The organism is Rhodococcus sp. T7, from assembly GCF_009872365.1.
In the GTDB taxonomy this organism is placed as follows: Bacteria; Actinomycetota; Actinomycetes; order Mycobacteriales; family Mycobacteriaceae; genus Rhodococcus_F.
In genome coordinates this window covers 1-21,712 of the sequence record NZ_WXYH01000359.1, presented here as the reverse complement: position 1 = coordinate 21,712, position 21,712 = coordinate 1, and the positions used below count along the sequence as shown (strand labels likewise).

23 protein-coding genes and 1 pseudogene are annotated in these 21,712 nt (G+C 65.5%); 11 read left to right on the top strand and 13 right to left on the bottom strand.

Annotated features, from left to right (window positions below; translation table 11 throughout):
* Position 1 precedes the first annotated feature (1 nt).
* The 4 genes and pseudogenes from MLGJGCBP_RS36935 to MLGJGCBP_RS36925 all read right to left on the bottom strand — a co-directional run bounded on the left by MLGJGCBP_RS36935 (position 2) and on the right by MLGJGCBP_RS36925 (position 1,657).
* Complete coding sequence (locus MLGJGCBP_RS36935) at positions 2-277, bottom strand: hypothetical protein (protein ID WP_201453304.1); 276 nt, start codon at positions 275-277, stop codon at positions 2-4.
* 6 nt (positions 278-283) lie between these two features.
* A complete protein-coding gene (locus tag MLGJGCBP_RS52330) occupies positions 284-595 on the bottom strand; it encodes a hypothetical protein (protein WP_236581588.1) in 312 nt (103 codons plus the stop codon).
* A 151-nt stretch (positions 596-746) separates the two neighbouring features.
* A pseudogene (locus MLGJGCBP_RS52325) lies at positions 747-1,178 on the bottom strand (hypothetical protein); the annotation flags it as partial.
* 215 nt (positions 1,179-1,393) lie between these two features.
* Positions 1,394-1,657: a hypothetical protein gene (locus MLGJGCBP_RS36925; RefSeq protein WP_328799664.1), complete on the bottom strand. Its 264-nt coding sequence runs from the start codon at positions 1,655-1,657 to the stop codon at positions 1,394-1,396.
* Positions 1,658-2,095: 438 nt separating this feature from the next.
* Here MLGJGCBP_RS36925 and MLGJGCBP_RS36920 point away from each other — a divergent pair, with 438 nt between their 5' ends.
* Both MLGJGCBP_RS36920 and MLGJGCBP_RS36915 read left to right on the top strand, forming a co-directional pair.
* Positions 2,096-2,830, top strand: a complete 735-nt coding sequence (locus MLGJGCBP_RS36920) for a phosphatase PAP2 family protein (RefSeq protein ID WP_236581583.1) — start codon at positions 2,096-2,098, stop codon at positions 2,828-2,830.
* Positions 2,831-2,890: 60 nt separating this feature from the next.
* The gene (locus MLGJGCBP_RS36915) at positions 2,891-4,291 is read left to right on the top strand and encodes a sensor histidine kinase (RefSeq protein WP_160102121.1); all 1,401 of its coding nucleotides are present in this window, start codon (positions 2,891-2,893) and stop codon (positions 4,289-4,291) included.
* Here the strand turns inward: MLGJGCBP_RS36915 and MLGJGCBP_RS36910 are convergent.
* Positions 4,248-4,949, bottom strand: a complete 702-nt coding sequence (locus MLGJGCBP_RS36910; protein WP_160102119.1) for a response regulator transcription factor — start codon at positions 4,947-4,949, stop codon at positions 4,248-4,250. The genes MLGJGCBP_RS36915 and MLGJGCBP_RS36910 overlap by 44 nt on opposite strands.
* Before the next feature lie 603 nt (positions 4,950-5,552).
* Between MLGJGCBP_RS36910 and MLGJGCBP_RS36905 the strand changes: the two genes are divergently transcribed.
* Positions 5,553-6,254, top strand: coding sequence for an MspA family porin (locus MLGJGCBP_RS36905; RefSeq protein WP_160102117.1), 702 nt, complete (start codon positions 5,553-5,555; stop codon positions 6,252-6,254).
* A 73-nt stretch (positions 6,255-6,327) separates the two neighbouring features.
* Here the strand turns inward: MLGJGCBP_RS36905 and MLGJGCBP_RS36900 are convergent, their stop codons facing one another.
* Entirely contained in the window at positions 6,328-7,077 is a 750-nt protein-coding gene (locus MLGJGCBP_RS36900; protein ID WP_236581582.1) for a rhomboid-like protein, read from the bottom strand.
* Positions 7,078-7,242: 165 nt separating this feature from the next.
* A complete protein-coding gene (locus MLGJGCBP_RS53875) occupies positions 7,243-7,464 on the bottom strand; it encodes a hypothetical protein (RefSeq protein ID WP_328799663.1) in 222 nt (73 codons plus the stop codon).
* A gap of 682 nt (positions 7,465-8,146) precedes the next feature.
* On the opposite strand from MLGJGCBP_RS53875, the gene MLGJGCBP_RS36890 reads away from it, so the two are divergent.
* From MLGJGCBP_RS36890 to MLGJGCBP_RS36870, 5 genes are all read left to right on the top strand, one after another.
* Positions 8,147-9,526, top strand: coding sequence for a DUF1254 domain-containing protein (locus tag MLGJGCBP_RS36890; protein WP_236581581.1), 1,380 nt, complete (start codon positions 8,147-8,149; stop codon positions 9,524-9,526).
* 89 nt (positions 9,527-9,615) lie between these two features.
* Positions 9,616-11,970 (top strand): arylsulfatase, encoded by a 2,355-nt coding sequence (locus tag MLGJGCBP_RS36885; RefSeq protein WP_160102115.1) that lies wholly within the window; start codon positions 9,616-9,618, stop codon positions 11,968-11,970.
* Between the two features lie 281 nt (positions 11,971-12,251).
* Positions 12,252-13,748 carry a peptide MFS transporter gene (locus MLGJGCBP_RS36880; protein WP_087561470.1) on the top strand — a complete coding sequence of 499 codons (1,497 nt, stop codon included), beginning with the start codon at positions 12,252-12,254 and terminating at the stop codon, positions 13,746-13,748.
* Between the two features lie 32 nt (positions 13,749-13,780).
* Complete coding sequence (locus MLGJGCBP_RS36875) at positions 13,781-14,344, top strand: acyl-CoA thioesterase (protein WP_160102113.1); 564 nt, start codon at positions 13,781-13,783, stop codon at positions 14,342-14,344.
* The gene (locus tag MLGJGCBP_RS36870) at positions 14,341-14,775 is read left to right on the top strand and encodes a nuclear transport factor 2 family protein (protein WP_160102111.1); all 435 of its coding nucleotides are present in this window, start codon (positions 14,341-14,343) and stop codon (positions 14,773-14,775) included. The genes MLGJGCBP_RS36875 and MLGJGCBP_RS36870 overlap by 4 nt, the downstream gene beginning before the upstream one ends.
* A 72-nt stretch (positions 14,776-14,847) precedes the next feature.
* On the opposite strand, the gene adhP is transcribed toward MLGJGCBP_RS36870, so the two are convergent.
* The 4 genes from adhP to MLGJGCBP_RS52320 all read right to left on the bottom strand — a co-directional run bounded on the left by adhP (position 14,848) and on the right by MLGJGCBP_RS52320 (position 17,931).
* A complete protein-coding gene (adhP, locus tag MLGJGCBP_RS36865; RefSeq protein ID WP_201453303.1) occupies positions 14,848-15,873 on the bottom strand; it encodes an alcohol dehydrogenase AdhP in 1,026 nt (341 codons plus the stop codon).
* A 105-nt stretch (positions 15,874-15,978) separates the two neighbouring features.
* Positions 15,979-16,509 (bottom strand): DUF1269 domain-containing protein, encoded by a 531-nt coding sequence (locus MLGJGCBP_RS36860; protein WP_160102109.1) that lies wholly within the window; start codon positions 16,507-16,509, stop codon positions 15,979-15,981.
* A gap of 985 nt (positions 16,510-17,494) precedes the next feature.
* Positions 17,495-17,632, bottom strand: coding sequence for a hypothetical protein (locus tag MLGJGCBP_RS36855; RefSeq protein WP_160102107.1), 138 nt, complete (start codon positions 17,630-17,632; stop codon positions 17,495-17,497).
* A 95-nt stretch (positions 17,633-17,727) separates the two neighbouring features.
* Positions 17,728-17,931 carry a three-helix bundle dimerization domain-containing protein gene (locus tag MLGJGCBP_RS52320; RefSeq protein WP_442972138.1) on the bottom strand — a complete coding sequence of 68 codons (204 nt, stop codon included), beginning with the start codon at positions 17,929-17,931 and terminating at the stop codon, positions 17,728-17,730.
* Between the two features lie 293 nt (positions 17,932-18,224).
* Here MLGJGCBP_RS52320 and MLGJGCBP_RS36850 point away from each other — a divergent pair, with 293 nt between their 5' ends.
* The 3 genes from MLGJGCBP_RS36850 to MLGJGCBP_RS36840 all read left to right on the top strand — a co-directional run bounded on the left by MLGJGCBP_RS36850 (position 18,225) and on the right by MLGJGCBP_RS36840 (position 19,872).
* Entirely contained in the window at positions 18,225-18,623 is a 399-nt protein-coding gene (locus MLGJGCBP_RS36850; RefSeq protein WP_160102105.1) for a DUF7144 family membrane protein, read from the top strand.
* A gap of 188 nt (positions 18,624-18,811) precedes the next feature.
* On the top strand, positions 18,812-19,261 hold the full coding sequence (locus MLGJGCBP_RS36845; protein WP_160102103.1) for a universal stress protein: 450 nt from the start codon (positions 18,812-18,814) through the stop codon (positions 19,259-19,261).
* Positions 19,262-19,467: 206 nt separating this feature from the next.
* On the top strand, positions 19,468-19,872 hold the full coding sequence (locus tag MLGJGCBP_RS36840) for a DUF7144 family membrane protein (RefSeq protein WP_160102101.1): 405 nt from the start codon (positions 19,468-19,470) through the stop codon (positions 19,870-19,872).
* Between the two features lie 123 nt (positions 19,873-19,995).
* Here MLGJGCBP_RS36840 and MLGJGCBP_RS36835 read toward each other — a convergent pair whose 3' ends face one another.
* Both MLGJGCBP_RS36835 and MLGJGCBP_RS52315 read right to left on the bottom strand, forming a co-directional pair.
* Complete coding sequence (locus MLGJGCBP_RS36835) at positions 19,996-21,471, bottom strand: CYTH and CHAD domain-containing protein (RefSeq protein ID WP_160102099.1); 1,476 nt, start codon at positions 21,469-21,471, stop codon at positions 19,996-19,998.
* Positions 21,468-21,712, bottom strand: a 245-nt coding sequence (locus MLGJGCBP_RS52315; protein ID WP_236581580.1) for a hypothetical protein, incomplete at its 5' end; no start/stop codon positions are given. The genes MLGJGCBP_RS52315 and MLGJGCBP_RS36835, both read right to left, overlap by 4 nt.

The following is a 21,712-nucleotide window of genomic DNA, read 5'->3' as shown; positions in this document are numbered from 1 at the left end:
TCTATAGGGGCTGCGAGGGCCCCTTCACGAAGCGCCCGGCGTCCATTGGGGCGCCGGGGCTTGTCCATTCCCCAGACCTGATCAGGGTGATCGCGAAGCTCGAGGTGGTGTCCTCGGCTCCCCGGCGCAGACCGATGCCGATGTTCTGGGCGGAGTCGGCGAACTGCTGGAACACCGCGATGGCGAGCAGTACGACGGCGGTCGACGTGGCTGCCTCGTCGGAGGTGTCCATGAACAGTCCCAGAACGGCTTTCGGCGCGAACAGGTGGTCCGGCACACGATCTCATCGAAGGGTGGCCAATAGTGTGGTGAGAGTTTGTGTCTCGGTCGCAGGGTCGGGTGTGCTCGCTCGCAACGACTCGAGGACGTTGTCGATTTGGCTGTCGATGACTCGCCACGCGGTCTCGTCGAGGGGGCGTAGCGTCGACTCGTCGTCGTCCCAGGCGATTTCGAGGTCCTTGATCCGGGTCGTCGCCTCGGTTTGATCGGTGGCCTGAAGTTTCGTGAGCGTGTCCTGGGTGATGGTGCGGAACTTGTCGATCTCTGCGGACGGGAAGCGCGCCGTCGCCTGCCCCGGGTCGAGTGTCGTTGTCACGGGCGCCGTGCCGGCTTCTTCCTCGCTCGCGCGTCGGCGTCGTGGTGACGGCTCGGGTGCGGGTCAGTTCGTGATCGTCGATGACGTCGCTATGGGTGAGCGTCAGGTAGACGACCGTAGCGAGGATCGCGACAAGGAAGATCGCGCTGGTGAGGGCAGTACCCAAACCGAGACCGTGTTCGGTGGACGGGGACGCGAACCAGTCGCCGAGGTTCGCGCCCAACGGGCGGGTCAGAATGTAGGCGAGCCAGAAGGACAGCACAGCGTTCGCGCCCAGCCGCCAGCCGATCACGATCAAGACGATCAGGGCGGCCGGCAGCAGCACCGACCTGCCAGGTCCCCACCCGGTGAGCTCGAGTGTCCAGTCACCGGCAGCTGTACCCAGGGCAATAGTGACCAGAACTGCGAGCCAATAGAACAACTCACGTGGCAACGTAGTGATGCTGTGGATCGACAGTGTCCGTTCGCACGCGAACCATACGCCGAACACTATGGCCAGGGCTATCGCGAAGGCACTCGCGCTCACAGAAAGCGGGACGCCCAGGCTATCGGTGAGGATGTCGGTGTAGAGCGTGCCCGTCACGCTGAGGACGACGACGGTCAGCCAGTAGGCGAACGGCACGTAGTGATCTCATTGTCTCGGTCACATTTTCAAACGTAGCGACATCCAGCTGTGCTCACGCTGAGAAGCCGACGCGGCCACATGGCGAAAGCAAGCGTCATCATGACCTCTTCGGCACCGGAATGCCCTCCAGCGCAGCGCATCGGCGAAAGGGGCGGCGATCGGCAGGGGCTCCGCTAGGAGATGCCTTCGAATTGCCTTTGGCGACGCCGGCGGTGAAACCGATCGCGCTGCTCGTCGAGGAGTATCAGGCCGTGATGGTCGCGCCGGCTGTTTGCGCGCGTAATCGCATCCCTCACAGCGGCGGTATGTCGGTGCAGTTCGTTCGCGCGCCTGTCCGCGTTCTGATCACCGAGCAGTTGGGCGGCGGCGCGATCCCATTCGATCAGTGCCTCTTCGTAGGCGAGCCGGATCGGCGCCTGTTCGTCGAATCGAGTCATCACCGCTTCGATGAACCGCAACGGGATACGCGACACCCGGTAGTTGATTCGGAGGAGACTCATCGTCGTACCGCGCAGGGTGACCACGATCGGCTCCGCGGGGGCGGTTGGTGGTTGCGTCGGAGCTCCAATCGTCACAGGTTTCGGTCAACCGGCCCGAGTATGTACGCGGCGCGCTGTGAGGACGCTGAGAGACGGTGTTCTTCTGGCGGTGCTCTCAGCGCCTCCACAGCGGCCGGCGCCGATACTGCGAAGGTGAAACAGTCACCACCACTTCTCTTGCTTTCGAAACCATCCGCGTATGGACATCACCACAGTCTGATCGGACGAGCCCACGACGCCGCCGCCGACATACACCAGAGCACGGGCGCCACGCTTGCAGTCGCGCTCCTTGGGGCCGGAGCGGCTGTTTTCCTGGCCGCAACCACCTGGCGGGCCGTGGCGGCCACGAACCGGCGTTCGGCGACGTCACCGCTGATCGGACTACAGATCCTCGGGCTGACCGTGGCGTTGATCGCGCTGGCCTACGAGGTCAGGGTTGGTTCCTGGGTCACCACCGCGGACCCCGTTGTGCTGGGCTGGTTCGCCGATCACCGGTCGGAGTGGGTGACCGGCCCGGCAATCGCGATCACCGACGCCGGTGGTCCCGTCGGCACCGTCCTCATGGCGGTGGTGCTGGGAGCGCTGTTGTCCGGGCGGGCACGATCACTCGTCCCGGGACTGATTCTCCTCGGGACTGTCGGGGTCGCGGCGGCAGTGTCGACGGTCACGAAAGCCGTTGTCGGGCGGTCGCGCCCGCCGATCGTGTCCCAGGTACTCGTCGAGACCGACCACTCGTTCCCGTCCGGGCACGTGACGGGAGCGATGGTGTTGTTCACCATGGTCGCGGTCATCCTCGGATACGGGTCTCCGGCCGCCCGGCGCGGGCTGCTCCTCGTCGCGGCGTTCACGGTGACCGTGATGGTCGCGCTCACCCGCATTTACCTCGGCGAGCACTGGCTCACCGACGTGATCGGTGGAATTCTCCTCGGCGGCCTCGCCGCCCTGATCGGTTCGGAGTTGTACGGCATCTGGACGCGGCGAGCCTCTGATCGTTTGCACAGTGTCGTCGAGGTTGATCCACCACACGCGGTCGGCGCCACCGATGCGGCGACGACGGGACGGGCAGCCTGAGGTCCTGGCGCGCCGTTCCGGTTTGTCGCCCGCGGGTGTCCGGTGGCGGAGGATGGCCCCATGAACAGCGCACCTGTGTGGCTCAATCCGTCGCGGTGGGGGCTTGCCCTGCGATCGGCCCTGAGCGCCGGAGCGGTGGTTGCGGTCGCATTGGTGCTCGGCGCAGCAGCCCTGTTGTTCGTGCTGGACCGAACCCTGTTGTCGGCGCTGGACGACGCCGCGACCGGCCGCGCCGCCGACCTCACCGTGGGATTGCGCACCGATTCGCCCGCTGATCTCGACAGCCAACTCTTCGACACCGACCAACGCATCGCTCTGGTGCAGGTCGTCGACAACGCCGGCGCGGTGGTGCGATCCTCACAGGATGATCTCGGGCTTCCGGTCACCGGGGTGCGTCCACCGGTGGGCGGTGCACCGGTCCGCAGTCTCGTCTCGCACGAAACAGGCGGCGCAGATCTGCGGACCACCGTCCAGGGGGCGCACGGGGTCGGCGGCGACTACACCGTGATCGTGGCCGCGAGTGAGGAGTCGGTGGAAGCAACCCTGGCCACGGTCGGCGGGCTCGTCGCCGCCGGAGCACCGGTGATCGCCCTCGTCGCGGCGGGGGTCACCTACAAACTGGTGCGTCGATCGCTGGGCTCGGTCGAGCGCATCCGCACCCAGGTCGCCGCGATCTCGACCACCGACCTCGGTGAACGGGTCCCGGTGCCGCGCCCACGCGACGAGATCGCCGCGCTCGCCCGCACGATGAACGACATGCTCGGCCGCATCCAGGCCGGGCACGCGGCCCAGCGCCGGTTCATCGCCGACGCCTCCCACGAACTGCGCAGCCCGCTGGCCACGCTGACCACCGCCCTCGACGTGGCCGATGCGCGGCCCGAGGTCCTGAACCGCGACCTGGTCCGCGGGACCCTGCGTCCCGAGACCACCCGCATGCAACTACTCGTCGACGACCTGGTGCTGCTCGCCCGGGCCGACGAGCTCGGATTGCCGCTGCGGGTCGCCGACGTCGATCTCGACGACATCGTCGACACCGAAGTGCGCCGTTCCCGCGCCGACACCACCGTCACGGTGACGGCCGCGCTCACCCCGGTGCGCATCCGGGGTGACGCCGCCCAGCTGTCCCGGGCGGTGCGCAACCTCGTCGACAACGCTGTCCGATTCGCCACCACCACCGTGTCCATCGAGGTGTCCCGATCCGGCCGCCAGGCGTGCGTCACCGTCGACGACGACGGACCCGGCATTCCCGAGTCCGATCGGGCGCGGGTGTTCGAGCGGTTCGTGCGACTCGACAGCGCCCGCTCCCGCGCCCACGGGGGCTCCGGACTCGGACTGGCGATCGTCGCGGAAATCGTGTCGGCGCATCGGGGTTCGGTGCGGATCGACACCGCCGAGCACGGTGGGACGCGCGTGGTGGTCACGCTTCCGGTGGAGGAGGGCTGTCCGGAGAACCGGTCGTGAGTCGGTAACCGACCCCGCGCACCGTGTCGATCGTGCGGGTACCGAACGGGGTGTCGATCTTGCGACGGAGATACCCGACATACACCTCGACGACGTTTTCGTCCCCCGTGTAATTCGCGTCCCACACGTTCTGCAGAATCTCGCTCTTGGTGAGCGCGGTGTCCGGGTTCCGCATCAGGTATTCGAGCAGTCCGAACTCGCGCCGGGTCAACTGCAACTCCTCGGTCCCGCGGGTGACTCGGCGGCGGCCGGGATCGAGGCTCAGGTTCCCGGCGGTGAGTACCACCGGCCGCGTGGGGGCGCCCCGCCGGACCAGCGCCCGCAGCCGCGCGACCAGCACGACATAGGAGAAAGGCTTCGTGAGATAGTCGTCGGCGCCGAGATCGAATGCGTCGGCCTCGTCGTACTCGCCGTCCTTGGCGGTCAGTATCAGGATCGGCGTCCAATTCTGCCTGGCCCGGATCTCTCGGACGACCTGATACCCGCTGATCCCCGGCAGCATGATGTCGAGCACGATCACATCGAACGATTCCTCGGTGGCGTGCCAGAGCCCGTCGGGTCCGGTGGCGGCGGTGACGACCACGAATCCTTCCAGCTCGAGGCCGCGACGGACCATCTGGGCCAGCCGGGGTTCATCCTCGACGACCAGCACCCTCATTGCACAGACCTGTGATCGGACACGTGACCACCGTATCCCTACCGAGCCCCGTGATGTCCGCGAGGCCTGACCTCCCGTGGGAAGGCAGTGCTGTATCACGAGCCATGCTGTGTGGAAGCTGTTCGAGCAGAGGGTATTTACTGCTCACGGTGGTGGTCGGGCGGTTCCGATCTGCGTCTGTCGGGTCCCTTCTGTCGGTGGGGTCGTTTCTGTCAACTGGCGAGTATGCACCCGGCATCCTGTGGGAACGCTGAGAGGCGCCGTAGTGCGGGCGTGTCTGAGACTCCGCTGAGAACTGGCGTCCGGCTGTTCGCGGACAGCATTGCGGTGGAATAGCATTCGGATGCTGATGATGATCGATGCAACCGATACGTCAGTGCACCGGGCTCTCATTCCCAGGCGAGAGATGAGCTCCGGTTCGTCGGCTCCCGCCGGCCGCGACCCCAGAGGCCGGCGGGAGCCGTCGGTGTGCGCGCAGGCGGAGGAATCCCGCAGGTGAGGAACGGTTTTCGGCTTTCCACGTATCCCGAGCAACAGACCGAAATGCCGGTTACCCTCAGCTCCTACGTATTTCGTAGAAAATTCCGAACGAATGGGGTCGGTATGACGAACATCAGCAAATCTCGCTCGAAGTACGCCGGTCTTACCCGTGCCCTCGCAGTCGCAGGTGTTGCGGCGCTTGCGATGGTGCTGGGCAATGGAACTGCGTCTGCGGGCGTGGACAATTCGAGTTCCGTCGTCGATGCGAGAGGCAATCGCATCGAGGTCCTGCAGGGTGACACCCAGTATCAGGTCGTTCCGCCGTTGGACGGTGTGCCCACGTCGGTCGAGTTCTTTCACAACGGTTACGCCGGGGTCGATATCACCGGGCCGAATGCCGCGGAGTTCAAGGGCACCAAACTCACCATCGGTTACCAGATCGGCTATCCGATCGCTCTGTCCGGCGCCACCGTGGTGCTCAACTCGCCGGGCCTCGGATTCGTGATCGGCGCGAGTAACGGAATCGACCTCGGCCTCGTCCCGACACCCTCGCTGAGCCTGAACGCATCGAACCATGCTGACCTCGCAGGCGACATCATTCCGTCGCAGGAACTGGACATCGATCTGGCACCGGGTGGCATCACCACAGTTCCGCTCCTGGAGAACCAGTCGTTCGACGGTCCGGCGGCGTCGGTGCGATTGCAGGGCATCCACGGTTCCATTTCGGGTGCGCTCGGGGCAGTCACCATCCGGCCCTACGCGACAGCTGTGACGGCCGGGGGCGATACCGTCACGACCTACGGTGTGCCGCAGAAGCTCAACTAGCTCACGTTTCGGCCCGCTGCCCGACACCGATCGCGGATCGGTGTCGGGCAGCGGTGTCCGTGGTGGCGCCCGCTTACGTGTTGCCGGGTGCTCGGCGCAGTCGTCGGACCGTCTCGGCGGGCGACCAGGTGCCGGTGTGGGCGCGGGTCAGCGGGTAGCAGCACAGGCCGATGAGGACGGCGGCGAAGTGGCCGATCGCGGTGAAGGTCAGGTGCACGAAAAGGGGTACCGCGAAGAAGGCGAGCACGCCGGCGAGATAGAGGTAGCGCCAGGGCGCCGCGATTCGGTAGGTGAGGATCGCGACCACGCCGGCCAGTCCGTAGCTGACGCCGATGTCGAGGGTGTCGACCGCCGAGGCAGGGGCACGGCCATGGCGGATCGCTGCATACAGTGCACCTTCGCTGATGTAGGTGGCGCCGACGTGGGCGATGACGACCACGCACAACCACCGAAGTGTCCCCAGCCACCGCTCCGCCGGTACGTGGAAGATGTTGTAGAAGATGAAATACGTGATCCATCCGCCGCCGGCGAGCCAGAAGGCGCTCGCGATCAGGACTCGAACGGGGTCCTCGGCGAGGTGGTGCAGGTTGGTCGAGCGGTTACCCAGTACCTCGTGGAGCACATCCGGAGACAGGTGCCTCGCCACCACCGTCGTCACCAGCAGTATCGCCAGCCAGACGTAGGTGCCGGGCGCCCGCCGGATGTACGTCCAGGCTGCCCGCGGAAACGATCGAAGGTGCGACGAGATGGCGGCGTCCACCGGGGTAAGTATGCGCCCGGTGGTGGTATCGGCGCAGGCAAGCCGTTCGGCCTCGTTCCGCATCCGGCACTCCTCATCGTCGCCGCGGCGGCGGGCTTTGTTCGTGAGGGAGGCCATCCCCGCGCAATGTCTGCAGGGCCCGATGCTGGTCGAGCAGCACCTCGGCGGATGTGCGCCCGAGGGAGGCTGCGGTGTCGTCGACGCTCAGTCCCACCACGAGTCGCAGGATCAGGACCGCGTTTCGGGGCCCGGTAAGACCGCGAGCGGTCCGGGGTGCCGGGAGGTCGGGTCTGTTGCGACGGAATCAGCGGTGGTGCTGTCGAGTTCGGCCCGGCAACGTCGGACCAGGATCGGCCAGATGACGTCGAGCAGGTGCCTGGCCGCGTCCCGATCTCCGGTGGCTGCGGTGGTGGCCAGGGTGTCGAGCGCGCCCAACGGTGATGATCTCATCGAACCTCACCTCGCTTTCGTGGTCCATTTACCCGGTGTCAGCTGGACCCGAACAACCCGGCGAAGGGGTTGGTCGCGAGCAGCCCGGCGAAGGGGTTGGTGGTCGGGGCGGGGGTCTGATTGTCGGTCTGCGGCGGCCAGGGGGATGGCCGCGAGTGCCGCTGTGACGGCGATTCTCGACAGATGTCGCCGTGTTCCCGTCGTCGTGGAGTGCGTGATCATCATCGATCCTTTCGCTGGCAAACCCGCCGGAGCGGTGGGCTAATGCACCCGCTGGTCGGGGAGTGCACAATCCCAGTGCAGGCCCGCGGCCTGGCGGTCGGCTGGCACGAACCTGTGAATCTCCTGGCAGCCTTCACGGTGTACAAAAAATGCAGTGGCGCAACCGTTATCCCCTGATGTTCGGTCTGTTGTTCGGCCCCGGGACGCCTCCACGCGTGGCCTCGGTGATGACGCCGCACTTCCTGAGTATTCGCTGAGGATCTGAAATGAAAGGTCGGCGCCGTCCTCCACGCCGCCCAAGGAGCCGACCTGTGGTCCGTTCCAGGACGCGCCGCACTGGGATTTCGACGCGCCGAGCAATCCCCTCGGGGACTGGTGCACGCAGTGGCGGTTCACGCCCGCGCACGCCGGGCTGGCCCGGTCCGCGGGTGTTCCTGCCACGCTGGCGGGCGAAGGCTATGTGGAGGCGCTCGCCCGCGTCGTCTATTACTGGGGTTACCCGGCCGTGGACACGTTCGGCCGCACGTCCATGTGGGCCCTCATGGACGGCAAGGCCGGCCTGCAGCTCGGCATCCTGCCCGGCGCCCCGAAGAATCACACCGGAGCGCTGGCCGATTACATGAGTCCCGCGCAGCGGTGGGTGGTCTCACCGAACAACGACACGATCTACGGCGTCGGGTTCGCCGATCTGACCCGGGATGCCGTGGTCGTCCAGACACCCACCGACGTTCCCGCCGGGCACTACTGGACCGTCCAGATCGTCGATGTTCTCACCAACGTCGTGCACCAAACGGGTTCGGCCGCGGGCACACCCGGCGGAAAGTTTCTGCTCGTCGGACCCACCTGGGAGGGAGACGTGCCCGCCGAGTTCGTCAGCGTCCTGCGGATGCCGACCAATGTGGCCGGGGTGATTCCGCGCAGCTTCGCCGCGCATTCGGACGAATCCAAGCAGCAGGCCCGCGTCGTCCTCGACCAGATCGGGATGTACCCGCTCGGCGAGGATCAGCCGGGGCAACGATCCTTCGGGTACGAGGCCGACGCCGCCACCGCCATCTTTCCGCCGGGCCTCACCGCGGAGGTGCTCGCGGCGAATCCGGACGCCAGCAGGCCGCAATGGGTCAAGCCGGAATCGTTCTGGACCGATCTCGCCGCGATGCTCGACTTCAATCCCCAGATGAGCGAATCCGACACCCCGATGGCCGATCAAGCCCGCACCCTCGTCGCGTTGCATCGATCCGACGAGCCCTACCGCGCGCTCCTCGACCGCGCCGCGCTCAGCGCCGACGTCGCCCTCCATGCATCGGCGACCTACGTCCAGGTCGGCACGGACGTCGGCAACGGGTGGCAGCGCCAACGCAACGGCGGTGTATGGGGTACCGACTGGTTCGGCCGAGCCCTCGCCTCGGTGATCTACATCTACGTCAACGACTTCCACGAGGCGGTCTACCTGATCCGGGGCACCGACAGCGCCGGTGGCCTCCTCCACGGCCGCGAGCAGTACACGATGACGTTCGCCGAGAACGCACTGCCACCGGTCGACCGGGGCCGTGGCGGGTTCTGGTCGTTGACCATGTACGACAAGGACGCATTCATGCTCGCCGGCGCCCCCGGTGGTCGTGTCAACCTCGGTACGGTCAACCTCGACGCCGACGACCTCGTGTTCCGAGACGGGACACTTACCCTGCGTCTGTCGCACGAGGAGCCGAGTGAACCTGCTGCACGGGCGAATTGGCTACCCGCACCCGATGGCGAGTTCTGCCTGATCATCCGCGCGTACGTCCCCGACCGGACGATCCTCGACGACTCCTATCAATTCCCGGACGTCATCCGAAAACAGTAGGTGGTTCGGGTTCACCCGTGTCGGGTGAGGTGTGCGGGCGCACCAGTGTCGAGGCTGGCACCAGGAGTGCAGGCGAGGAGAGGCGCATCATGGTCAAGCCATTTCGCGGTGTGGTCAACGTCGATGTTCGGGACTCGGTCCCGGATTGGACCCCGTTCGAGCCGCCACGGGCGCCTGACGGAGCGCCGAATGTGCTGTACATCGTGCTCGACGACGTCGGATTCTCGGCCATGGGTTGTTACGGCGGGCCGATCGAGACGCCGAACATCGACCGGATCGCAGCGAAGGGTGTTCGGTACACCCAGTGGCACACCACGGCGCTGTGCTCGCCCACACGGTCCTGTTTGCTGACCGGGCGTAACCACACGCGCAACAGCATGGCCTGCATCACGGAGGCGTCGATCGGATTCCCCAATGCGAGTGGCACCATCCCGCCGGAGAACGGGATGCTGTCGGAGATCCTCGGTGAGCGGGGTTGGAACACATACATGGTGGGCAAATGGCACCTGTGCCCGACGGACGAGATGAACCTGGCGGCCACCCGTCGAAACTGGCCGACCGGGCGTGGCTTCGAGCGCTGGTACGGGTTCCTCGGCGCGGAGACCAACCAGTGGTATCCGGATCTGGTCTACGACAACCACCCCGTCGACCAGCCCAGTTCGCCGGAGGACGGCTACCACCTCACCGACGACATCACCGACAAGGCCCTCGAGTTCATCAAGGACGCCAAGGCGATCGCGCCGGAGAAGCCGTTCTTCCTCTACTACGCGCCCGGTGCGTGTCACGCTCCGCATCACGCCCCGGAGGAGTGGATCGCGAAGTTCGAGGGCAAGTTCGACATCGGCTACGACGCGGTCCGTGAGCAGACGCTTTCCCGGCAGAAGGAGATGGGCATCGTCGCCGCGGACACCGAGCTTCCGCCGATCAATCCGATCGGCACGCCCGAGACGCGGTCGGGACCCGAGGGGCAGCCGTTCCCGGAACTCGATTACACCCGCCCATGGGACACGCTCAACGACGACGAGAAGCGGCTGTTTGCGCGGATGGCCGAGGTCTACGCGGGGTTCCTCGCCCACGCCGATCATCACATCGGGCGGGTGCTCGACTATCTCGAGCAGAACGACCAATTGGAGAACACCGTGATCGTGGTCGTCTCCGACAACGGCGCGAGTGGTGAAGGCGGCCCGAACGGTTCGGTCAACGAGATGAAGTTCGCCAACGGCATCCCGGACGACCTCGCGGAGAACCTCTCGAAACTCGGCGACCTCGGCGGACCCAAGACCTACAACCACTACCCGAACGGTTGGGCGATGGCGTTCAACACCCCGTTCAAGATGTGGAAGCGCTACGAGTTCAACGGCGGCACTGCGGATCCGTGCATCATCTCGTGGCCTGCCGGAACGAAGGCGCGTGACGAGATCCGTGACCAGTACCATCACGCGATCGATATCGTGCCGACGCTCCTCGACCTGGTCGGCGTCGAACCACCCGAGACGATCAAGGGCCACACCCAGGCCGCGTTCGACGGTGTCAGCATGCGGGACACGTTCGACGACAAGTCCGCGCCCTCGGCCCGCCGGACCCAGTTCTACTCGATGCTCGGCTCGCGATCGATCTGGCACGAAGGCTGGAAGGCCGTCACGACCCATCCGACCATCGCCGGCTGGGGTCACTTCAACGAAGACGAATGGGAGCTCTACCACACCGATGTCGACCGCGCCGAGGTGCACAACCTGGCCGCGGAACAACCGGACAAGTTGCGGGAATTGGTGAACATCTGGTTCGCCCAGGCCGGCGCGAATCTGGCGTTTCCGCTCGACGATCGATCGGGCGTCGAAATCATGGGCACGCCGCGCCCCCAACTGGCCGCGGCCCGCGACCGATACGTGTACTACCCGGACGTTGCCGCGGTGTCCGAATGGCAGGCGGTCAACACCCGCGGCCGATCGTTCGTGATCGGCGCACTCGTCGACATCCCCGAGCCGGGCGCCGAGGGCGTGCTCTTCGCGATCGGGTCCCGCTTCGGAGGGCACGCACTGTATGTGAAGGACAACCGGCTGCATTACGTCAACAACTTCGTGGGCAGCGACGAACAGATGATCGTCGGCTCCGAGGACATCCCCACCGGCACCGACCTGATTCTGTCCGCGTCGTTCGACAAGGACGGGCAGGAACCCACCGCCACCCTGGGAATACTGTCCCTCTTCCATGGGGATCGGAAGGTCGGCGAGGGCCGGATCAGAACCCAGATGGGGGCGTTCGCGATCGCCGGTGCCGGACTGTACGTCGGTCGGCACCCGGGCGAGCCGATCACCGAGGACTACCCCGGCGAATCACCCCATCGTTTCACCGGCGGCAGGATCGACCGGGTCGCGATCGACGTCAGCGGCGAGCCGTACCTCGACCTCGAGCGGGAAGCCGCCCTGATGCTCATGCGGGAGTGAGCCCGACGCCGTTCGAATAGTCGGAATCTCGAGGCCGGTGCAACGTGCACCGGCCTCGAGTTGAATGCTGTGGAAGTTGATGTAGATCACGACGTCACAGCAGCGCAGGGTAGAGAGCGCGACAGAGTCGACAACTTCTCACGCCGGTGTTCGAACGTATTCGAGGAGAAACGCTGTGGGGTCATCTGCAACTGACTTGGCCGCCATCGCTACTGTCGCCGGTTCCGTCTCACGGTACCCCGCCGAATTGCAGATCACTCACTCACTCCAAGGGAGAACTGATGGTACAGCCACCGCGCGAGGTCGGCCGTGAGGATGTGCAGACGGTTGTCGACGTAAAGGGTGACGATGCTGTCTCCCGGCCACGGTTGGCGTTGCCGAAACCATTCTGGCAGTTGGCGCTCACTGAAATATGGGAGCGATTCAGCTTCTATGGGCTCCAGGGTGTCCTCGGGTTCTACCTTCTCTACTCGCTGGACCAAGGCGGTCTCGACGTATCCCCTGCGATCGCGGTCAGCATCATCGGTGGGTACAGCGGATTGATCTACCTCATGCAGGTGGTCGGCGGGTGGATGGGTGACCGTGTCTTTCCGCCGAGACTGATGGTGCTCTTCGGTGCCGTGGCTATCATGACTGGTCACGTGACGTTGTCGCTGATTCCTGGAATTCACGGCCTCGTGACAGGACTCGTCTTCATAGTGGCCGGCACTGGTGCGCTCAAGACGAATATCACCGCGATAATCGGTGCGACCCTTCCTGCGGACAGGTCGATGCGCGATGCCGGGTTCTCGTATTTTCTGATGGCAGTGAACACCGGCTGCGTGCTGGGGCCGATCATCACCGGATGGGTGCAAAGTGTCTGGGGATTTCACCTCGCGTTCCTCATAGCCTCGATCGGAATGGCGGCGGGGCTCGTCCAATACGTCCTCGGCTACAAGGACCTTCCGCCCGCGTCGCGAATCGTGAGAAATCGAATTCGGCCGGCGAATCTCGCAAAATATGCTTCGGGCGGATTATTCGCCGCCGCTCTTCTTGCGTTGCTCTGGTCGATCGGAACCGTCAACGCGGGGAACCTGACTCATGTTGTCGGAGCGTGCATTGCACTCGCCGCCGGAGTGCTGTTCTCCGCGATTCTGCGTTCGCCCGCGGTGGCCTCGGATGAGAAGCGGCGGGTCGCCGGGTATGTACCGTTGTGGGTCGTCGGTGTGCTGTATTACGGAATCCTGTTACAGGTATTCACGACGGTCACGATATTTGTGACTGAACGCGTCGATCTTGATCTGTTCGGTTGGCAGCTGCCTGCCGCATGGCTGATCGCCGTCACCCCATTGGTTGGTGTGATCTTCACGCCGTTCATTACTCGAATGTGGGCGCGCCAGGGTCCGCGTGAGCCAAGTGTGACAAGTAAATTCGCAATCGGATTGGTTTTGGTGTCGGGCGCATACCTCCTACTGCTCTTCAGTGAGCTCACTCCGGGTAAAGAGGTGTCCCCCGCACTGGTATTGGTGTGCATGGCCCTAGCCGGTCCATCCGAGGTGTTCGTCAATCCGGTGACACTGTCCCTCGTCACTCGAATTGCTCCACAGAAGTTCGGTACTCAGATGACAGCGCTGGGTGTGCTCATCATCGGCGGGGGAGCGGCCATCTCGGGTGTGCTCGGAGTCCTCTATACCGTGATGCCGTTGGCTCCCTATCTGATCAGTGTCGGGGTTTGCGGGTTGGCTACGGCTGCGGCAATTCGATTGATGTCCCGCCGAATCGAATCATTGATCGAATAAGAGCCGTCATGGCCCGTCGAAGGAGAGAACAGTTGAGTCAGCGCGCCCCCGATCGCCCAGTCGTCCGCCACCTGACGCCCGATCAGGTCGCCGGATTCTGGTCCACCGACATCCATCCCTGGTCCTACGACTTCGACTATCTGGGTCACCTGACGGCGGCGATCTATCCGAAGGCCTTCGAACAGGGCCGGATACGATATCTCGCGCAGCGGTGGGGAACTCGGCAACCGGCATACGTCGTGGCATCACACACGATGCAGTATGCGACGGAGATCCGCGAGGAAGTGGCACCGCTTCGCGTGCTGATCCGGCCTACCGCACTGGGCAGGTCCAGCGTGCGGCTGGAAGAGATGCTCGTGGACAGGAATTCCCGCGTGTGCAACTTCTCGAACGTCACGCTCGTGGCCTGGGACCCGCAGGCGCGAGGTCCGCGCGAGCTTTCCCCCGCTGAACGCGGGCCGCTCGAGCTGGACATGGAGATCCTGCACGGCCTGGACCTCCCGTCGGCGGCACCTCGCAAGAACCACACCGAGGCAGACCGCGAGGCTGTCATGGACACGCATGCTCGACCGAGGCAGGAACCGGAGTTGCCATGACGAACACCGACCAGCGGGCAGATGCTTACGCCGACAGGATCAGGAGCGCGTGCTCGGCGGTGGTCGAGCACGACCTCGACCGTGCGTTGGCTCATTTCGACGACAACTGCGTCTTCGTGGACGGTACAACGGGAAGCGAAACCGGCAAGGACGGACTCCTCACATTCTTGGACGAGATGTGGGCGACGTTCCCCGACTTCGCACCACGGGTGGTCGCGTCGCACGTCGACGAGAACACCATCGGGGTGCTGTTCGAGTCGACGGGAACTCTCGTCGGCACGGGCGACGCGTCGACGCCCGGCAAGCAGGTGCGCTGGATCGCGACCGGCTTCTCGACGTTCGACCCGGATTCGCTCAAAATCCTGCGGGACGTGTACTTCGTCGACACGGCCGCCTTGGACCAAAAGATCGGCGAAGCCCAAGCTGGCTGAAGCACGGAGTCGACGCAGTACATCCATCGCCTCCTGGGTCGCCCTCAGCTCTGGGCGAGGACTTGACCGCATTCATGCGAATTGCAGCACGATTCGGCCGTCGACCGTGCCTTGGCGCAACTCGTCGAAGACGTCGTTGATCTCGTCGAGTCTGCGGGTGTGCACGGTGGGATGAATCTTCCCGCGTGTATAGAAGTCGAGTGCCTCGCGCATGTCCTGCCGGGTGCCGACGATCGAGCCCCGAATGGTCAGTCCCTTGAGGACGGTGTCGAAGATCGGAGCGGGAAAATCTCCGGGTGGCAGACCGGTGAAGGTGATCGTTCCACCGCGGCGGGCCATTGCGATGGCCTGTCCGAACGCGGCAGGATGCACGGCGGTGACCAGCACGCCGTCGGTTCCGCCGGTTTCCGCTTGAATTCGCGCGGCCGGGTCCTCCTTGGTCGCATTCACGAGGACTTCCGCGCCGAGGTTCCGGGCGAGTTCGAGCTTCGAATCCGACACGTCGACCGCGGCCACCCTCAACCCCATCGCCACCGCGTACTGGACCGCGACGTGACCGAGGCCTCCGATCCCCGAATTCGTCACCCACTGACCGGGCTCGAGGTCGGTGACCTTCAGCCCCTTGTACACGGTCAGCCCGGCGCAGAGTATCGGCGCTACCTCCACCGGGTCGGAGCCGGTCGGAATGCGCGCCGCGAAGCGCGAGTCCACCAGCATGTACTCGGCGAAGGATCCGTTGACCGAGTATCCGCCATTGATCTGCTGCTCACACAGGGTTTCCCAACCCGTGCGGCAGTATCGGCAGTCCAGACAGGCGGACCACAGCCAGGCATTCCCGACCCGCGCGCCGATCTCGAGGTCGTCCACGCCCTCGCCCAGTTCAACGACCGTCCCGTAGCCCTCGTGGCCGGGGATGCACGGTGGGCTGGGTTTTACCGGCCAGTCCCCGTCCGCGGCGTGCAGGTCGGTGTGACACACGCCGGTCGTCTCGACCTTCACCAGCGCTTGATGGCGGCCCGGCGTCGGAATCGGCCACTCTTCTATGGACAGTGGCCGTCCGAACTCTCTGACGACCGCGGCCTTCATCGTGCTGGTCATGGGGTCTCCTTGCGTCTTTGATTCACAACATCGCGAGCGGGGATTGCACCTACTGGGTCGGTGACGCCGGGTGTGGCGCGGAATGCGCGGTTCCGGCGCCGGATCTCAGGACTTGGACGCCTCGTCGATCTCCTTACCGACCTTCTCCGTGTCCGCCTCGAGCTGCTTCTTCGTCACCTTGGATGCGCGTTCGAGCGCCTTCTCGACCCGCGCCTCGAGGTCCGTCGCCGCAACGACGATCAGTCCGCTGTCCCCGTCGTCGAGCAGCTCTCCCACCTCCTTGAGATCGGAGCGGCTCATCCCGGCCGCGACGTGCCCGCCGAGCGCCCCGAGACCAGCGCCGCCGGCGCCGCCCAGCAACAACCCGGCTCCGAGCCCGACGGCCGGGAACAGGGCAACCAGCGCACCTCCAACCAGGCCGATGCCGAGCCCACCCCACGCGCCCTGCCGGGTCGGCTGCTCATGCTTCTTGACGATCTTGACCTTCCCAGTTTCAGTCCGGGTGATGACGGCCGCATCGTAGGTATCGATCAGGTTCGCCTCGACGTAGAGATCGTGCACGGCGTCGTAGTCGGCGATCGCGGCATCTTGCGAGTCATAGACCGCCGCCAGCAGGGCGAATGTATCGAGGGCCATGATTTCCTCCAATGGTTGGTTGACGGTGGACCTGTGGACACCAGAGGTGAGGGTTGTCCGGTTCCAGCCTCGGCACCCGCGGTCCCGCTCGCATCGCCCAAAACGGGTGATCACCAGCGTGTCGTCCTCGCGCAGCTATGGCCAGTGGGGTGCGGTATTCGAAAGGTGTCGATTCATCCGTGGGCGGCAGAGAGATGCCGTCGGCGTCCTCATACGTGGCCCGGGCACAGTAGATCAGGAGTGACGATCCACCCAGTGCTGGCGAGCCAGTGCGAACCGGCTCGCCGAGCTTGCCGTTCTCGGCCTTCTCAGCGAGAGCCCAGGCGAGGATGGGTCCGTCGCCGCAGGAGACGTCGAATGCCGGCTTCCTGGGTTCGCATTGATGGCGCACGCTCATCTCCGGCGCGCACGCAGCGGCCCAGCCGAACGTCCCTCCGGTCGCTCCGCCACCATCGCGGTGATCGTTTCGAGGAGGTTCCACAGGGTCTGTATCGCGAAACGACGAGCACGATCACGGTCAGCGCGATGCCGGTGACCAGGATCGCGGTCAGCTCCGTTGGAGAGGATTAGTGCGTCCGAGATGATCAGTCCCCCGGGTTTCACCGATGAGTGCTCGGTGGCCGAATATGGTTGGGAATGTGCCGGTTTCGGTGCGAAGATGAAGCATGCGCCGCCACTGTTGGCCTGCTCTCGCGCCGCCGTCGGAGAGGGGCGTTCGGGTGCTCGGATCGATACCGGGCGCGGCGGAGAAGGAGTGTTTGACTGTCGACCTCGGTCCCACCCGTTCCCGACCGCCTCCGAATCGGATGCCGGCAGGTGACGGGTTTACCGCCGGTACGCCTGTCCGTGCCGGTGGGACATCACCTGCTGCCACCACGGTTCCAGTGGACTGGGATCGGGCCACCGGATCGGGTCGTCGTCTGCGCCGTCCTGCGATTTCCGCTCGCAGTCGGGTGCGTCGGTTTCGGTGGGGATCCTGTGCATGTCAGATCGGAGGGGGGTTTTCGTCGGTGCCGGCCGGGTCGGGATCGTCCTCGTCGTCGAACATCGCCTGGATCCGGTGCAGGATTTCCGGCGTGCTCAGCGCCCGGTGGGTGGGAATGCAGTTGTGTGGTGCTCTCACGGACGAAGCCTGCAGGCGGGCCATGTCGGTCGCTCTCAGTTGCACAGGTATGGACCGGGCGGTCTGGCCGGGGTTGGGCACCCTGCCGGTCATCGTCAGTGTTTCTGCTGACCCGACGGGACAGGTAGGGGAGAAAGTCCTCTCCCGCTGATCTCACTAACGGCGGGGGAGGCGAAGTGGGCGCCGCCGCGCACCGGCCTCGCGGCGTTCTCGAGGTCTCGGCGGGCCGCCTTCTCGACGAGCAGCGGAACGAAATCGCGGATCCGCCCGTGATCGAAACGTTTGTGAATAGTCCGCACGGTGTGCTCGATGTCCCCGCTGCGACGGACGGGTACCGGGCGATCAACCGCTCGATTACCTGCTCGACCTGGAACTTTCGTCGTCGCCCGTCATGTCGACCATCGTTTGCCTGCTGATCGGCGGACGTCAAGATGCCAAAGACCCCGGGGTTTCGCCGATTATCGGGCACCATCGATCATCGCCGTGCGCGGTCTGACCGGAATTCCGGTTTTCCGGCGAAGCCCATCCGGTGCGGCGGACAATCGTGGAGGTAGCGACCTATTCGGAGCATTCCCGGGAAAGGGGAACGCCGATGTCTGAGTATCCCTCGACTAAGCAAGGTATCGCGGCCGGCACGTCGATCGGGGCCGCGGTCATCATGGTCACCGTCGGCATCATCCAGTTCTTCCAGGGCCTCGGCGCGGTCCTCGAGAACGAAATGTTCGTCGTCGGTGTGGAGTACGTCTACAAGTTCGATCTGACCACCTGGGGCTGGATCCATCTCGTTCTCGGGCTCGTGGTCGCGGCGGTGGGCCTGGCCTTGTTCACCGGCGCCGGGTGGGCGCGGGTGTCCGCCATCATCGTCGCGGCGGTGTCGATTCTGGCGAATTTCCTGTGGCTGCCGTATTACCCGGCGTGGTCGCTGCTGATCATCGCGCTCGACGTCGTGGTGATCTGGGCCGTGGCGACCTGGCGGCCCGATCGGGTCTGACCCGAACACCAACACTCACCCCGGCAAGATGAGTCCGCACCCGAAAAGGGCAGCACCGTCACGGCGGTGGGGCACCACCAGGCGCGGCCCGAGGGCGGTGGCCTGGCCCGGGATTGCGGCAAATGGTCGCGTTAACAGATGACCGTCGAATTCCAGGGTGATGGCACAGCCGGATCGGGGAGTTGCACATGACGAACACCTCGAGAGCATTCGTCGTCGTGGTCGGCGTCGATGGTTCGGACTCGTCTCGGTCCGCCCTGTCGTGGGCGGCTGCAGAGGCACGCCTGCGGAATGGGCAGCTGGTCGTGATCACCTGCTGGACGGCACCGGTGTTTGTCGCGGGCCTGAATCCTGCACTGTACGAGCGCGACAGCTTCATCCACGTCGCCGAAACGATCCAACGCCAGGCAGTGAAGGACGCGGGCGCAGCGGATGTGCCGATCCGCACACAGATCGTGGAAGGACAACCCGCCTCGGTTCTGGTGGCGGCATCGCGCGACGCGGACCTGCTCGTGGTCGGCTCCCGAGGCCAGGGCGGATTCGCCGGACTCCACCTGGGATCGGTGCCGGGGCACCTCGTCCACCATGCGTTGTGCCCGGTGCTGGTGCTGCGTGAGCCATCGGAACGTCCATCCTGAGCGCGTCCGCCGGTTCGCGGCACCCGGTCCCACGAACCGGTCGACAGGACGGAGCAATGAGAAGGCGATCAGGAACTCCACCGGGTGGGGACAGCCGGGGACGTTCGTCGGCGATCGCGCGCGGCGAAGTGTCTGCGCCGTGAATGGCACGAAGAGTGCCGCGATAACGGCGCGGCACAACAACGACTCCGAAGAGGTGAACCGCCGTGGCCGATAAGTCCGGTATCAACCAGGAGCTCGCAGCCGACACGGTGATCGCTGCCGCGGTCGTCATGGTCACCGTCGGTGTGCTTCACCTGTTTCAGGGGATCGCGGCGGTCGCCAACGACGATGTTGTCGTCGTCATCACCGAGTACACCTACGAATTCGATCTGACCCTGTGGGGTTGGATCCATATCGTGCTCGGTGTGGTGATCGCTGCGGTGGGCGTCGCCCTGTTCGGTGGTGGAATATGGGCGCGGACGTTCGCGGTCGTGATCGCGGCGGCGTCGATCGTCGTCAACTTCTTGTGGCTGCCCCATTATCCGGGGTGGTCGATCGTGATCATCGCCCTGGACGTCGTGGTGATCTGGGCGGTGATGACCTGGATTCCGAGCTCGGGCCGCACCTAGCCGATGCGTCGCGAGGATTCGACACGTTGCCCCCGAGTCCGACTGGTGAGCACGCTGACCCGGCAGACGTTCGCCCGCCCATCGTCGCTGTCCGACATGTCCAACCCGTCATGTTCGAAAGGGTCAGGTGGCGAGCCGGGCGGCATCGTCGCGGGCGCGGCGTGCGGCCTGCAGCTCGAGCCCGTAGAGCAGTCCGAAGGTGAATCCGTTCTCGCCGGCGGTGTTCCCGGCGCGGGCACCGAGGGTGCGGAGGGTGTCCAATGCGACCACGCTGTCCTGGTGCTCCCCGAGAACCTTCTGCACCTTCTTGTATTCGGCGACCCTCTTCTTTCCCTTCTTCTTCCCGACCAGCCCGCGGGTGAGTTCGCCGGCGTAGCGGGCCCGCTTCGCGGCCTTCCGGGCGCGGTGCAGAGCGTCGTCGTCCCCGTTGGCGAGGGCGACCGCCAACCTCTTGTCGGCCTTGCGGCGGGCTTTACGCGCGGCTTTCTTCAACACCCGCTCACCGGCGGTTGCCTCCTCGGTCAGCGGTGGTGCGGTGCGCCACCGCGCCAGCGCGGCGAGCAGGGCCCGGTACCGGTCACCGTCGATGGTGTCCATCACCTCGCCCCGGTATCGGAGTTGGTCGGCGAGCAGATCGTTCTCGATGCGGGCGGAGACTGGGCCCAGCACCAGCTCCGCGGGCAGGTCGGTGACCGCGGCGGCGAACCGGGCGCGTTGGACCTGCCGGTCCCGCACCTCCCCGAGCAACCCCGCGTACCAGGACAGTTCCTCGTCGAGGTGTGCCCCCGCGGTGGGGTCCAGCAACTTCTTGAACACCCGCAGGGTGCTGCGGAACCGCCGGATCCCGACTCGGGTGGCATGGACCGGGTCCAACCCGCGGCGCAGCCATATATCGCCACCGACGATCGCCTGGACCTGGGTGTCGAGGTAGGCGGTCAACAGCTTCCGGACCATCTCCGCACCGGAGTCGTCGCCCGCGGGGTCCGGGCCGTTCGGGTTCAGTGCTCGGGAGAGCTTCGACGGGTATCGCGATGGGTGGGCGTCGTCACGGGTCAGCCGTTCGCCGATCACCCGGAGCAGTTTTCCGTCGCCGGCCTCGCCCAGTTCGATCTCCACCTCACGCCATTCGGACGCGAGCGCGCCGTCCCCGGCCGAGGCGGCGGCCGCGGTGGCGTGCACCGTGTCGTCGGCGACTTCGGTGAGCAGGTTTCCCGCCGGGTCGAGCATCCGGCGCCGTCGCCGGAGGGTCGAGATCGATGCCACCGGATGCACCGGTTTGCCCCCAGCCACCCCTGAGACCAGTGCGGCCAGCTCGCCCGGCACCGAGTCGTCCGCGGTGAGCGGCAATCGGATTTCGGTGCGCGCCTTGCGGTCGGGCACCTTCAGCTGCCAGCCTTCGTCGGTGTCGCCGGATCGGCGCCGCAACGTGACGTGGTGGCGGAGTAGGTCCCGGTCCGTGGTGTCGAAGTATTCGTTGTCGAGGGTGACGGCGTCTTCCTCGAGCCGACCTCCTGGCGGGACCAGGTCGCCGAGGTCCGGCACTGAGAAGTCGGCGCCGACGTCGTACTTGTCTTCCCGCTCTTGCTGCGCCGTGCTCATGGATCCAGACTGCCCGCCCGGACCGGTTGCCAACCAGGAGCGGCGACCGACGTACTGGTGAGGCGCTGCTGCACGCCGGCGCTGGCCAGGGGTTCTGGAGTGGCCTGCTGACCGGTGTGCGACGAGAGCTCGCGGCGGTCGATCTGTCGCCGGTACTGCGCCGGGAGCGGTGCCGACCGCGACCCGGTAACCAGATTCTGCGCGATCGTGTGGGCGCGTGGTGGATGCAGATCATGCCGGG

Excerpts from the sequence above, each read along its gene's own strand:
- MLGJGCBP_RS36925 (WP_328799664.1), bottom strand. The coding sequence starts at position 1,657 with ATGACTCGATTCGACGAACAGGCGCCGATCCGGCTCGCCTACGAAGAG.
- MLGJGCBP_RS36915 (WP_160102121.1), top strand. The coding sequence starts at position 2,891 with ATGAACAGCGCACCTGTGTGGCTCAATCCGTCGCGGTGGGGGCTTGCC.
- MLGJGCBP_RS36910 (WP_160102119.1), bottom strand. The coding sequence starts at position 4,949 with ATGAGGGTGCTGGTCGTCGAGGATGAACCCCGGCTGGCCCAGATGGTC.
- MLGJGCBP_RS36905 (WP_160102117.1), top strand. The coding sequence starts at position 5,553 with ATGACGAACATCAGCAAATCTCGCTCGAAGTACGCCGGTCTTACCCGT.
- MLGJGCBP_RS36900 (WP_236581582.1), bottom strand. The coding sequence starts at position 7,077 with ATGCGGAACGAGGCCGAACGGCTTGCCTGCGCCGATACCACCACCGGG.
- MLGJGCBP_RS53875 (WP_328799663.1), bottom strand. The coding sequence starts at position 7,464 with ATGAGATCATCACCGTTGGGCGCGCTCGACACCCTGGCCACCACCGCA.
- MLGJGCBP_RS36885 (WP_160102115.1), top strand. The coding sequence starts at position 9,616 with ATGGTCAAGCCATTTCGCGGTGTGGTCAACGTCGATGTTCGGGACTCG.
- MLGJGCBP_RS36880 (WP_087561470.1), top strand. The coding sequence starts at position 12,252 with ATGGTACAGCCACCGCGCGAGGTCGGCCGTGAGGATGTGCAGACGGTT.
- MLGJGCBP_RS36870 (WP_160102111.1), top strand. The coding sequence starts at position 14,341 with ATGACGAACACCGACCAGCGGGCAGATGCTTACGCCGACAGGATCAGG.
- adhP (WP_201453303.1), bottom strand. The coding sequence starts at position 15,873 with ATGACCAGCACGATGAAGGCCGCGGTCGTCAGAGAGTTCGGACGGCCA.
- MLGJGCBP_RS36860 (WP_160102109.1), bottom strand. The coding sequence starts at position 16,509 with ATGGCCCTCGATACATTCGCCCTGCTGGCGGCGGTCTATGACTCGCAA.
- MLGJGCBP_RS36850 (WP_160102105.1), top strand. The coding sequence starts at position 18,225 with ATGTCTGAGTATCCCTCGACTAAGCAAGGTATCGCGGCCGGCACGTCG.
- MLGJGCBP_RS36845 (WP_160102103.1), top strand. The coding sequence starts at position 18,812 with ATGACGAACACCTCGAGAGCATTCGTCGTCGTGGTCGGCGTCGATGGT.
- MLGJGCBP_RS36835 (WP_160102099.1), bottom strand. The coding sequence starts at position 21,471 with ATGAGCACGGCGCAGCAAGAGCGGGAAGACAAGTACGACGTCGGCGCC.